Annotated in this window: 9 protein-coding genes; 6 read left to right on the top strand and 3 right to left on the bottom strand. The window is 39.9% G+C overall.

Features of this window, described 5'->3' with window-relative positions; translation table 11 throughout:
- Positions 1–97: 97 nt before the first annotated feature.
- From R9C00_12780 to R9C00_12765, 4 genes are all read left to right on the top strand, one after another.
- Positions 98–1660 (top strand): SDR family oxidoreductase, encoded by a 1563-nt coding sequence (locus R9C00_12780; protein ID WPO38329.1) that lies wholly within the window; start codon positions 98–100, stop codon positions 1658–1660.
- A 616-nt stretch (positions 1661–2276) separates the two neighbouring features.
- A complete protein-coding gene (locus R9C00_12775) occupies positions 2277–5240 on the top strand; it encodes an Ig-like domain-containing protein (protein ID WPO38328.1) in 2964 nt (987 codons plus the stop codon).
- Positions 5241–5663: 423 nt separating this feature from the next.
- Complete coding sequence (locus R9C00_12770) at positions 5664–6512, top strand: type II CAAX endopeptidase family protein (protein WPO38327.1); 849 nt, start codon at positions 5664–5666, stop codon at positions 6510–6512.
- Between the two features lie 22 nt (positions 6513–6534).
- Positions 6535–7308, top strand: coding sequence for a cyclase family protein (locus R9C00_12765; protein ID WPO38326.1), 774 nt, complete (start codon positions 6535–6537; stop codon positions 7306–7308).
- Positions 7309–7485: 177 nt separating this feature from the next.
- Here R9C00_12765 and R9C00_12760 read toward each other — a convergent pair whose 3' ends face one another.
- The gene (locus tag R9C00_12760) at positions 7486–8130 is read right to left on the bottom strand and encodes an HPP family protein (protein WPO38325.1); all 645 of its coding nucleotides are present in this window, start codon (positions 8128–8130) and stop codon (positions 7486–7488) included.
- 460 nt (positions 8131–8590) lie between these two features.
- Here R9C00_12760 and R9C00_12755 point away from each other — a divergent pair, with 460 nt between their 5' ends.
- A complete protein-coding gene (locus tag R9C00_12755) occupies positions 8591–10249 on the top strand; it encodes an NAD(P)/FAD-dependent oxidoreductase (GenBank protein ID WPO38324.1) in 1659 nt (552 codons plus the stop codon).
- A gap of 75 nt (positions 10250–10324) precedes the next feature.
- Here the strand turns inward: R9C00_12755 and R9C00_12750 are convergent, their stop codons facing one another.
- Positions 10325–11758 carry a 5'-nucleotidase C-terminal domain-containing protein gene (locus R9C00_12750; GenBank protein WPO38323.1) on the bottom strand — a complete coding sequence of 478 codons (1434 nt, stop codon included), beginning with the start codon at positions 11756–11758 and terminating at the stop codon, positions 10325–10327.
- A gap of 101 nt (positions 11759–11859) precedes the next feature.
- Positions 11860–12354 (bottom strand): phosphohydrolase, encoded by a 495-nt coding sequence (locus R9C00_12745; GenBank protein WPO38322.1) that lies wholly within the window; start codon positions 12352–12354, stop codon positions 11860–11862.
- Between the two features lie 182 nt (positions 12355–12536).
- On the opposite strand from R9C00_12745, the gene R9C00_12740 reads away from it, so the two are divergent.
- Positions 12537–12827 (top strand): hypothetical protein, encoded by a 291-nt coding sequence (locus R9C00_12740; protein WPO38321.1) that lies wholly within the window; start codon positions 12537–12539, stop codon positions 12825–12827.
- Positions 12828–12875: the final 48 nt, after the last annotated feature.

Raw genomic sequence — 12875 nt, 5'->3', positions numbered from 1 at the left:
AACCAGTAACTCTCAATCGCATTAGAAACAAGCAACGTGCTTATCTTATAGCATTTGAGATTTATTTATTACTACTTTTGCGGCATAAACATACGCTATGATGGAAGAATTACAAAGTGGGGACAAACAAGAAAAAGTCACACCAGAACAAATAGATCAATGTCTGGCAGTTTTGGAGAAGCTGAACACAGATACCAATCAGATTTTCGATATTCCGAAAGACAAACGCCTTGCCCTTATTATGGCAGCGGGGCAGTTCTCACGGCCAAATAAAGACGAGTTTACCCGACGCAAGCGGGCTGCAAAAAAAGAGGAAAAGAAAAAGCTAAGACTCAAAGACAAACAAGCACGTAACGCTACGGGTATCCGATCTGCCCGAGAAGCAATTGTATTTGAAGCTCCAGCCATGATTGCCCTCACGGGAAAAGAAGCAGAAAAGGAAGTGGAGTTGGAATCGCCAAGGGAATGCTATGTATGCAAAACGAAGTTTGACAGGCTGCACCATTTCTACGATACCATGTGCAAGGAATGCGGCGATTTCAACTACGCCAAGCGTTTTCAAACGGCTGACCTCAGGGGGCAAGTTGCTTTGGTGACAGGCTCTAGGCTCAAGATTGGATACCATATCACGCTGATGATGCTTCGCGCTGGCGCAACCGTGATTGCCACTACCCGCTTCCCCGTCGACTCGGCTTTGAGATATTCCAAAGAGTCCGATTTCCAAGAATGGGGACATCGCCTGAAAATCCACGGGCTTGACCTCAGGCATATACCAAGCGTGGAAATTTTCTGTAACTTTATTGAGCAGCAATACGACAGGCTCGACATATTGATAAACAACGCAGCTCAGACCGTAAGAAGGCCCGCAGGTTTTTACCACCACCTTATGGCCAACGAAGAAAAGCCAACAAGAGAGCTGCCCGCCTATGCGCAAGAACTGCTTACCGACCATACCGCATGTTTGACAGAGCTAAGGTCTCTTAGCGAAACATTTTCCAAAAACGAGCAGAAAAACTTGCCCGTAAGCTGGCATGGAAAACAAATAGGAATAGGCTTGCATGCCTCCGCCAAGCTTTCCCAGATTCCGTACAGTATCGATAACTCACTGCCTACCGAAGAGGTGTTCCCCATTGGCAAACTGGATGCCGATTTGCAGCAAGTCGACCTGAGAAAGACTAATAGCTGGAGATTGAAACTGGGTGAGATCCATACCAATGAAATGCTGGAAGTGCAGCTCGTCAATTCGGTAGCGCCGTTCGTGCTCTGCAACCGTTTGGCCAACCTCATGAAAAAAGAGAACACGGGCATGAAGCATATCATCAACGTTTCGGCCATGGAAGGAAAATTCCACCGCTGGCACAAAGAAGATAGGCATCCGCACACCAATATGGCAAAGGCCGCCCTCAACATGATGACACATACCGCCGCTTCAGACTTTGCCAAATACGGCATTTACATGAATGCGGTAGACACGGGTTGGGTAACAGACGAAGACCCTGCCGAACTAGCCAAGCGGAAAGAAGAACTCCACGACTTCCAGCCCCCGCTGGACATTGTGGACGGAGCAGCAAGAGTATTAGACCCACTTTTCGACGGTATAAACACTGGCAAGCACTGGTGCGGTAAGTTCCTAAAAGACTATAGACCAATTGATTGGTAGGGACGGACGATAAAAAAGTCTTCTTTGTCTATAAACGTGGTTCTGCCACACCGAGGGAACTATAGAAGCATGGAAAAAGCGAAAGCTCAAAAAGGCATAGTTCCGCATTCATTTTAGCAACACTAGAAAGCCTGGCGAAACTGAAGTGCACCCCAAAAAGTTAAACTATACATTTGGGGTGCACTTCAGTTTTTTTTGGCTTTTTTTTCTTTCTATAATGCACCATCTATTCCTGTAAGCTACAATACTAGTGTACAGGATCAAAAATATGTTTTCTGGATATCTTGCTCAAATACCGAAAGCAGAGAATCAACCTATTAGCATACCTTATAACAAGGAAATACCCTTCCATAACTATAGTAAGAAGACTCAAATCTAAAATAGTTTATATTCCTGCTTTTTGTTAAAAGCAATTCCGGACAAATAAACATAGAATACAACATATAATATATACTATTACCTTAATTTTTTATTAAGAATCACAACTTCTTTAAAAAGAATCCAATAACAAAGATTGATAAGACGTTATGCGTTTGTGTAACCGAATATTTAAAATTTTCCTCCAAAAAATACAATTCATAAGCTATTATACTATAACTATATCAGTCAACCCTAAATGAAAAAAAGATTACTAATCATATTCATATTCTCACTAAAGTTGAGTTCACTTCTGTATGCTCAATGCGACCCTGTGGGGATAGTGACATCTTCAGAGAGCACCTTCAACACTTCGGGGACTACCTCGAGCCATAGCTACCAGCTAAGGCCTGCTTCAAACAGGTTGCTCGTCGTCGGTGTGGGCGGAGAGGACAATAATGGTGATAATAATGTAACGGGTGTTACGTATGGGGGCATACCGATGAATGCTGCTACGGATCTAGCTGAACACACACAAAATGGGGCAACAAGTGTTTTTGCCCGATTTTTTTACTTGGCAGAATCTGATCTTGCAGGCTTAGGTATTGGAAATCATAACATCGTAGTAACCAACAATGGGAATGTCGGGGACTTTGCCTTGAATGTGATGTTGTTGGAAAATGTAGACCAAACAGCGCTCATACTTGATAATGCCAGTGACAACGAGACTGATGATAATGTAGATATTGATTTGACTGCGAATGCCACTACAGACTTCATCGTTGCCATGAATATCCATGGGGATGCGGGGAATAATGTAACTGTGACAGGGGCAACAGAGTCCTTTGATGTTAATGCTGGGAACTTCAGGAATATACTTGCTGCCAACAGCACGCCAAATGTAGGCTCAAATCAGATAGTGTCTGATAACGGGAATACAAACGTACAAAACGTAATGGTAGGCTTTGTAGTCTCACAAGCTACTTGTGGCTATAGTTGCGACCCTGTGGGGATAGTGACATCTTCAGAGAGCACCTTCAACACTTCGGGGACTACCTCGAGCCACAGCTACCAGCTAAGGCCTGCTTCAAATAGGTTGCTCGTCGTCGGTGTGGGCGGAGAGGACAATAATGGTGATAATAATGTAACGGGTGTTACGTATGGGGGCATACCGATGAATGCTGCTACGGATCTAGCTGAACACACACAAAATGGGGCAACAAGTGTTTTTGCCCGATTTTTTTACTTGGCAGAATCTGATCTTGCAGGCTTAGGTATTGGAAATCATAACATCGTAGTAACCAACAATGGGAATGTCGGGGACTTTGCCTTGAATGTGATGTTGTTGGAAAATGTAGACCAAACAGCGCTCATACTTGATAATGCCAGTGACAACGAGACTGATGATAATGTAGATATTGATTTGACTGCGAATGCCACTACAGACTTCATCGTTGCCATGAATATCCATGGGGATGCGGGGAATAATGTAACTGTGACAGGGGCAATAGAGTCCTTTGATGTTAATGCTGGGAACTTCAGGAATATACTTGCTGCCAACAGCACGCCAAATGTAGGCTCAAATCAGATAGTGTCTGATAACGGGAATACAAACGTACAAAACGTAATGGTAGGCTTTGTAGTAGCGGCTCATTGTTCAACTTGCCCAGACGTAGTAATTTCTGGAGCGCCATCTTCAGTTTCAACAATAGCTGCATTTAATGTTACATTCGAATTTGATACTGATGTAACAGATTTTGTAATCGGAGATATTACTGTTGGGAATGGAACAGCATCCAATTTTGTTGCTGTGGATGGGAATACCTATACAGCCGATATAACACCAACCGGTTCAGGAAATATTACCATAGATGTTAATGCTGATGTAGTTACAGATTGCAACAATTCGGCTACTACGGTTACTGTTAGTTACAGTATAGACAATGGATGTGGTCCCGCTTCATCAGTGTCAGGCTCGGTATTCTCGGTCGATTCCGATAATACTGGTACTGTAACAACAATCGGTGCGTACCAATTATTTTCTGGAGAACGCAGGCTATTAGTGATAGGGGTTTCTGGTGAGGATGATACTGGCTTCCACAACGTAACTGACATTACTTACGGAGGGATTGCCATGACAGCGGCTAGTCCTCTGGCAGAGGCATTTGATGGTAGCAGAAATAATTATACGCAATTTTTCTATTTAGACGAGTTGGCCTTGTCAGCCCTTACAGATGGTGTAAGCTATGATATAATTGTAACCAACAATGGTACTGTAACCAATTTTGCTGTTGTTGTCATTACCTTAGAAGGGGTGAACCAGACCAACCCAATTTATGATAATGACAGTGCTACAGGAGATACCAATAACTTATCTGTGTCATTATCAGCCGAAACTGATGAAGATTTTATGCTAGTAATGGGATCCCATGGTAACGAAAACGCATTTACTAATGGAGCGTATGGCACTACTGAGGAAGTGGACGACCAAGGATCAGGGGCAACTTACAGATTTGGTTTGGCATCGAAAGCTTCTCCTATTGTGGGCACTGATAACAATCAAATTGGCATGACAACTAGTGGTTCGAATAGATTTGCAATAACCGCAATAACAGTGAGCCCAGCTTCTGCCGATATAAATTGTTCTATAATTTTACCCGTTTCGCTGGTGTCTTTTAGTACATCTTTAATAGATAATAAAACACATTTAAACTGGACAACTGCATCTGAGTTCAATAATGATTATTTTGAATTGCAAAAATCTAAAAATGGTTTGGACTGGGAGGTATTTTCCAAAGTAAATGGAGCAGGCTCAAGCAATCAATTGATCAATTATAGCTATGTAGATAACTACCCTTATAGTGGCACCACTTATTATAGATTAAGACAGGTGGATTATGATGGAAAGCATGAATATAGCAATGTACGTACAGTTACTTTAGATAGTCATAATAGAAGAGGTAATATTATAGTTTACCCTAACCCTACTAGTGGGGATGATATCCATATTGCATTAGATGGCTTAGATGCTGGTGATGTAGAGTATATTTCTATGGTAGATATTCTTGGTAGAATGGTTTATGAAAAGAGTTTTCAAAATAATGTTGAATCGGACTTAGCATTAGTTTTTGACAAAAAACTAATTTCTGGACAGTACATTTTAAATGTATATTTTAAAGATGGTTCAAGTCAAAAATTGCATGTCCTAGTTCAGGATAGGTAGCATTATAAGTTTTTGTCTCACCCATAACCCGTAGCGACAAGGATACCTTGTCGCTATTTTTATTAAATGATATCCCATTATCTTGAGGAACAAGAAGTAACAAATCGCAATTTCCGAAATATTAAACAGTGCAATTATTTAAAATAACCAAGTTTGATAACAGGGCAACGAAGAGCTAGAAACTTGGTACAACTACACCGAGGGAATTATAGCAACATCCATTCAATCCTGAAAACAACCATTTGTTAGAGACAAGGTATGCCTTAGGCAATAGCAGTCCATCAGTGACCTAATGGATGGATATAGGTAAACTAGCTTCCAAGGCGCACGCACTTTCATGGAAAGTGTTATAATTATACTTATTATTGCCATTATATAACTTTCACAAACAGACCCAAAACTGAAAAAACAGGAAATAAACTTATGGATGTAAGTATTATTTTAATATATGGTTTATTATTGTTTAGTGTTATTTCTATATGGGTACGGCTCAAGCTATTTAATAAAATACCTTTATGGATGTTTTTATTAGCTAGTTCATTCGTTCTAGCTATCATATTTGAAAAAGCTTCATTTATATCATTAGGTTATACGCTGCTTTTTGGGCTTTCTGTCTATTACTTTTATCAAACAAAGAACATATGGCTGTTTTTTGTAGTGTTAGCTTTATCCATCCCCTTATTTATCCATCTCCCAATTCTCGGCTTCAACAATTATAGGTATCTGCATAATATTACGCTAACAGCTAGTTCTACCCCTTATAGTTTGTATTTCAATTTAGATAAAACTTTAGTAGGGGTATGTATAATTGGCTTTAGCTTTGACTATAAGAAAATAGAGTTGCGACCGATTTTAAAATTACTAGCTATCAATCTAGTATTGATGATCCTTGTTTTCTTTGTTTTAGCAATAACATTAGGTTATTCTAAATTTGACCCAAAGCTCCCTTACTTTACTCCGGCATGGATTCTTGCCAACTTATTTTTTACATGTATGGCCGAAGAAGCTCTGTTCAGAAAGCTTCTTCAACAAAGAATAGCTGATTTTTCAAAGGGAAAATACACAGCAGCTATAAGTATATCCGTTGCTTCTGCTCTATTTGGACTGGTCCACTATAAAGGAGGGGTCGTTTACATAATTTCAGCTGCATTGGCGGGGATATTTTATGGTTATATGTATCATAAGTCTAAAAGGATTGAAGGGGCTATACTTTTGCATTTTACATTTAATTTAACCCACTTTTTATTATTCACTTATCCCGCCCTCAAATAATTACATACAACAAAGTAGAACAATGACAACAAAGAGAAAGATTGTAGATTTATCTAAGCCGATCAAATACAATAAATCTGACCCTTGGTTTATGAAAGTTAAAATAAAACATAAACCGCATCGAAAAGCTAAATGGCTAATTCGCTTTTTAGGACTTCCATTTAGACTGTTTCCCAAGGGTTTTATTGGCTGGGCAGATGATACCATACAAAAAATGGGAGTACATTCTACCACACATATAGATGCCCCTTGGCACTATTGCCCAACAACCAATGGAAAAAAATCTAAGACTATAGATGAGGTACCTCTAGAATGGTGTTATGGAGAGGGTTTAGTTATCGATATGAAACATAAAGCAGATTTTGACCCGATTACTGTAGCCGATATCAAGAAGTTCATAAATGAAAATGAATTGACTATAGAGCCAAATATGATTGTTCTTATTAAAACGGGAAGAGATAAGTTTAATGGCACAAAAGATTTTCATAAGATAGGGACCGGAATGAGCGCTGAAGCAACGGAGTGGCTCATTGATAGTGGAATAAAAGTTATGGGTATTGATTCTTGGGGATGGGATTTGCCCTTGCCCTATATGCTGAAAAAAGCAAAAGAAACTAATGATTCAGAATTGTTTTGGGAGGCTCATTTAGTAGGGAAAGACAAAGAATATTGCCATATGGAACAGTTAGTGAACTTAGACGAACTTCCTTACAATGGTTTCAAAATTGCCGTTTTCCCTCTAAAAATTGTTGGGGCATCAGCGGCACCAGCAAGAGTTGTAGCGCTATTTGATTAAGAGCCTATTTAAATTCCATCTATTTTGCTGCAAACAACTTCAGAAATGCCTGTCCGATTCAAGGGTCTCACTTATAAATATTTTTTTTAACTGAGCCGAAAGAAAAATATGGCACTAGCTGGTAAAAGTAAAATCGGCTTGGGAATAACAAATACCAAAGAGCATTTTTGTCTGTATCTAATCTGCTCTTTTTACTTTAATTTTTTGTGAATAATGACTGATTGGAGTTGTTATCCATTTTAAATTCCGTGAAAACCGTCCATCGTTTGGATATTTTCTCTTTGAAGTCATGTTATTTGTAATGAGAGCAACTGAAAATAAAATAACCACTCCTGATAAAACAGGGAAAACAATATATAAATAGCCTAACGTTTTTATTTTTTCTGAGCCTATTACCGCTATTAAAGCCGTTGCGCCTCCTGGTGGGTGTAACGATTTGGTATATTGCATAGCTATAATGGAAAGTGATACTGCCAAAGGCACGGTCAACCAGATGATGTCAGGCAAAAACTGACAAACGGTTACGCCTATTATAGCACTTACCATGTGCCCTATTATCAGGTTTCTTGGTTGGGCCAATGGACTTTGCACTGCGCCATAAATCAACACACAGCTTGCACCAAATGAACCAATTAAAAACACATTGTCATTTTCGGTTAGGTAGGCACTTTGGATAAGGGCTATAATTCCAATGCCGAAAAAAGAACCCAAAAACGACCAAAACTTATCTTTAAAATCAACAAGTGTTTCTTTATATAAAATGTATTTACCTATTCTATATATTCGTTCTATACGCTTTCTAGCCAGGTTGTAGTAAGCCATTAGTTAATTTAATCGAATTTTTTGCTTCTTCTGTTACGGTAGCCACTAGCATACTATGTAAGCCCAGTGGAGTTTATTAAATGGTCCCGCAAGTTAGCTTAGATACTTAAATTGTCCAAGGGGATAACAATGGTTGAAAGTACTCTTTTGCAGATAAGTATAAAGTTGTTTTGCTTTTTGTCATGTACTAAGAAAAACAATAACTCAAGCAGAAGAAAAGCGATATCCCCCCCTAGTTGAGCTGGTACCCGTAGACCCATGGCATGTATTGTCTCTATGGATGGTGTATAGTTGAAATGGTTTATTTAGAATAATGACTTTTACAAAAAAATCAAGTTTATAATTATATTACGACATATATGCCAATTGCAAATACACGAATGTTGTAAGAAATTGTTGAAGGAAGCTAGAAGTAGTATAGATAATAAACAAGTAAATACACGCCAGTAAAAAAGAAAATTTGGAAATAGATACTATTATTATCGGTTCAGGTGCAGGAGGCCTCTCCTCAGCAATTTGTCTTTCTCGCGCTGGCCAGCGTGTGCTGGTTATTGAACAGCATGATGTACCAGGTGGTTGGTGCCATAATTTTTACTTGAATGGCTATCGTTTTAACCCCGGAGTGCACTACATAGGGTCGCTTGGAAAAGGCAAATCAACAAGCCTACTGTATGAAGGACTGGGAATTGCAAATGACTTGGTTTTTTTTCAAATGAACCCAGCTTCTTATGAACATTGCTGGATAGGTGATGACCGTATTGACATGCCTGCGGGTTTTGATGAATTATTCCTGTCACTTTCCCAACGTTTTCCTAAGGAAAAAAAGGGGCTTGCCAAGTATCTCACTACGGTGCGTAACGTAAGCAGCCAGTTACATCTCATTCCTCAGATGAGTGGCTTTTGGGATAACGTCACTATTGCTTGGCGTACGAGGCATTTAGGTAAGTATGGCTTATTTAGTCTGAAAAGAGTCATTGATTGGCATATCAAAGACCCATTGTTAAAGAAAATTTTGAACGTACAATGTGGAGATCATGGATTGTCACCTGCCAAGGCAAGCTTTCCACTGCATTGTGCTGTGATGGATCATTATGCTGGTGGAGGTTTTTATCCGATGGGAGGTGGTGGTGCTATTGTAAAGGCAATGACTAAGGCTATCAAAAACAATGGCAGCGAAGTACGAACGAGCCAGAAAGTGAAACGTATTCTATTGGAAGGAACTAAACAAAAACGAGCCGTTGGGGTAGAACTTGAGAACGGAGAAAAAATTTATTCAAAAAGAATTATTTCTAATGCGGATCCTAACACCACCTATCTTAACCTGGTAGGCAAAGATAACCTCAGCCCCAAACTGTCGAAGAAGCTTGCCAAGACAAAGTATTCATGTACTTCACTCATGCTATTTTTGACTGTAGATATGGACGTGCGCAAAGCAGGGCTTGATTCGGGTAATATATGGATGATGACTGACAAAGATACGGATGACCTCTTTGAAGAAATGATGAAAATTGACATTGCATCGGGCGATGAGTTCCCAGGATTGTTTATCAGTTGCACCACACTTAAAGACCCAACAAGTTTTGATGGCAGGTACCATGTGCTTGAAGTTGTCACGTTCATCAACCGTGAATCATTCGGACAATTTAAGGAAAAAGAAAATCAACGCTCTCAGAAATATCTAGAGTTTAAAGAAACCTTATCTAAGAAAATCATCAATGGACTCGAAAAAGTTTTGCCTGGCATCAGTGGTAAAATTGTACTGCAAGAACTGGGCACTCCATTGACGAATGAGTTTTATGTTAATTCAACTGAAGGCAACGTTTACGGCACAGAGAAGAGTTTCAAGCAAACTGGACCTTTTGCTTTTAAAGCAGAAAGTGAAATCGAAAATTTGCACCTATGCGGCGCAAGTATAATGGCACATGGTGTGGCTGGGGCAACTTACTCTGGTGTGCAAGCGGCAGCAAATATCCTTAACTGCAAACAAGATGAATTAATTAAAGCTGATGAATCCCAACATGTGCGTATCTATAATGCAGAAGACAGCTCTGAATATCCTGAATGGATGCTCCAAAAAATGAAGATTAAAAGATCACGAATGAAACACCAAATGCATTGAAGAGTATCAACTTTTTCAACTACTTAAATACTTATAAAACAAATACTTAAGCAGTTGAAAAACTGTATTTTCTAATCAATTATCATAATCAAAGTACCTTGAGCAGCCTTCGTAATCTACCGTTGGGTTGTTGGAAAGATACTGGATGATTGCCTCGGCTGTGGTAATCTCTTTTATTTCTGCTTTTTCTAGGGAAAAATAACTGTCGTACACGGCAGGAATATAATCATTGATGCCTATGGTCAGGGTTTCGTCATCACTAAGTTCCTTTCCAGCTTCATCACGGATGACAACGCGCCTTTCATCCCTTTCCAATGATATTCCCGAAACATGCAAGCCTGCACCTGTTTGGGCAAAGAATTCTTTGATCTCCCCTACTGTTAGGGTAAATACCACCCCTTGATTGTTGAACGGATCCATGTTGAAGATTTCCAAAGCGGTAATGTCGCCTTCATCAATGTTCGCCCGAATTCCGCCGCCATTTTGAAAGGATATATCCGTCCCGAAGTATTCTTTTAGGGCAGTCGTATAAAAGCAACCTAGTTCATTCCTTGAATGATGGCTGTTGGCAAAGCCTACTACTTTATCGAACTCGGGCGCATCATTGTAATCCGCTATCACTTTTGCCAAGGGTTCATCGTAAGAACTGGCCGTGTCGAGGTTAATGAACTGCACAGATGTTTCTGCGATCTCCCTGTCTTGGATAGTCAATTCCATCTTCCCCAAATACGAAAGATATGAGCCTGCCTGCACCACGGGAATTCCATTTATTTTTCTATCGATCACTTCGTGGGAATGCCCGCCAATAATCGCATCGAAAAAAGGGAAATCCTCGGCTAGGGAAATATCTGAACTCGACCCCAAATGGGTAAGCGCTATCAGCAAGTCAGCATCTTCTTCATCTTTAAGTTGCTCAAAATCACCAGCTATATCGTAGTGTCTTTCGAAAGACAGCTGGGCTACTCGCCAAGGATGGGTAGAAGGAATGATATCGTCGTCTTTTCCAAAGGTTTCCACCAAGCCCAGAAAAGTTACTTTCAACTCCCCTACTTCCAAGGTTTTGAAGGCATTTGGTTGAGGCACTCCGCTATTCAGCATATCTACATTGGCGCAGACCCATTCGAACTCTGCCTGTCCCATTCGCTCTTTCAACACATCTATCCCGTAGTCAAACTCATGGTTTCCCAACACCGAAATATCTATCCCGACCTTGTTCATCACATCTACCATAGGGAAGCCCTTCTCCGAATACTGGTCGACTATTGGGTTTCCCGAGAAGATATCTCCGGCACATACCAGTAAAGTATTTTTGGCTGCCCTCTCCTTCTCTACCAAGTACTTCACTTTGGGGAAGTCATTTAACTGCCCGTGCTGATCGTTGAGAAAAAAGATGGTTAACTGCTCTTTTTCTCCCGTTTTACTTCCAACAGGGGTTGGTTCATCTTTGCAGGCAAATAAAAAAAGAAAAGGGAGGAGTAAAAAGATGGTTTGTTTTGTTCTGTGAATCATTCGTGCTATGTAGACTTTAGTTGTGTGGTTCAAAGATAGAAACTAATCAGTATTGAAATAGCAAGTAATAATTACAAAATGGTATAGTACACATTAATTTATCATAAGTGTTTCAGGTAATCAACCATGTCATCCAGCCCTTCTACATAAATTTTACTGATAAACTCCGCATTTTCCTTTTTGTAGACTTCCGTCATTCTACTCCTCGATTTTTTTGAATATTCGAAGTTTGCTATCCTGTCGCACATTTTTATAAATGACGCAAAAGGAGTCTCCCGAATACCTTGGTAATATTTATCGTTTGCTCGCTCCTTCCTATTTTTCCCTTTCTCGTTGGTGAGCGCATAGGCGAGCTCGGCTATCTCTTCGTTAGTTTCTTTCTTCACATCGTTGTAGGTTTGCCTTGCATCTTCTATAAGGTCGTGCACCCAACATCCGCACAGCACCGTCTCCCGTTTTGCTTCAGGGATGAGGTATAGAAAGCGTTCTGCCACATCAGCAACCATTTGCAGGTGAGTAGCATAAGGTTTCCCATCGTACATATGGTTGCAGTTGGCATGTTCGCTAATGGCGAATTTCTTCGTTTTGTCTAGCATGTATTCGCATTTATTGGTTTGTAAAATGGCCGTCAACCCTCTAAGAGAAGAGGGTTGACGGCTTAAAAGAAACCTTCTTCGTTTCGCTTTTGTTAGTGTCTCTTTTATATTTTCTTGACAGCCTCAAAATAGATATAATTCGAAAAACAAGATTAGCACTTAGATAAAAAACATTTAACAATATGACGGAAACACAAAAAAAGGAATTGATAAAAACAAGCTGGGAAATACATAGCGTGGTAGAGCAAAGCTACCTCAATAATCCAGCGGGAAAGGAAGATGCCGAATGGCTAGAAAAGCAGCGGATCTTATTGGCAGATATGGCGCTACACCTGTTACAAACTGCACTAAAACCTGAGGAAATTGATTTGGACAAATTGAGAAATAACCTACATGCAATTTTGACTATTTCAGACCAATTTTTACCCCAAGCTGAACTCAAAAAAACTACTAAAAAGTTATATACACTTTAAAAAAGCAGCTTCAGATAGAACATTAATGTTCTATCTGAAGCTGCTTTT

This window comes from Flammeovirgaceae bacterium SG7u.111 (assembly GCA_034044135.1).
GTDB lineage: Bacteria > Bacteroidota > Bacteroidia > Cytophagales > Flammeovirgaceae.
Note: the sequence above shows the minus strand (reverse complement) of the source record. Positions and strands in the feature narration are given on the sequence as shown.

What these genes read in the sequence shown, in the direction of transcription:
- R9C00_12765 (WPO38326.1), top strand. Translation starts at nt 6,535, where the DNA reads ATGACAACAAAGAGAAAGATTGTAGATTTATCTAAGCCGATCAAATAC.
- R9C00_12740 (WPO38321.1), top strand. Translation starts at nt 12,537, where the DNA reads ATGACGGAAACACAAAAAAAGGAATTGATAAAAACAAGCTGGGAAATA.
- R9C00_12770 (WPO38327.1), top strand. Translation starts at nt 5,664, where the DNA reads ATGGATGTAAGTATTATTTTAATATATGGTTTATTATTGTTTAGTGTT.
- R9C00_12750 (WPO38323.1), bottom strand. Translation starts at nt 11,758, where the DNA reads ATGATTCACAGAACAAAACAAACCATCTTTTTACTCCTCCCTTTTCTT.
- R9C00_12775 (WPO38328.1), top strand. Translation starts at nt 2,277, where the DNA reads ATGAAAAAAAGATTACTAATCATATTCATATTCTCACTAAAGTTGAGT.
- R9C00_12780 (WPO38329.1), top strand. Translation starts at nt 98, where the DNA reads ATGATGGAAGAATTACAAAGTGGGGACAAACAAGAAAAAGTCACACCA.
- R9C00_12745 (WPO38322.1), bottom strand. Translation starts at nt 12,354, where the DNA reads ATGCTAGACAAAACGAAGAAATTCGCCATTAGCGAACATGCCAACTGC.
- R9C00_12760 (WPO38325.1), bottom strand. Translation starts at nt 8,130, where the DNA reads ATGGCTTACTACAACCTGGCTAGAAAGCGTATAGAACGAATATATAGA.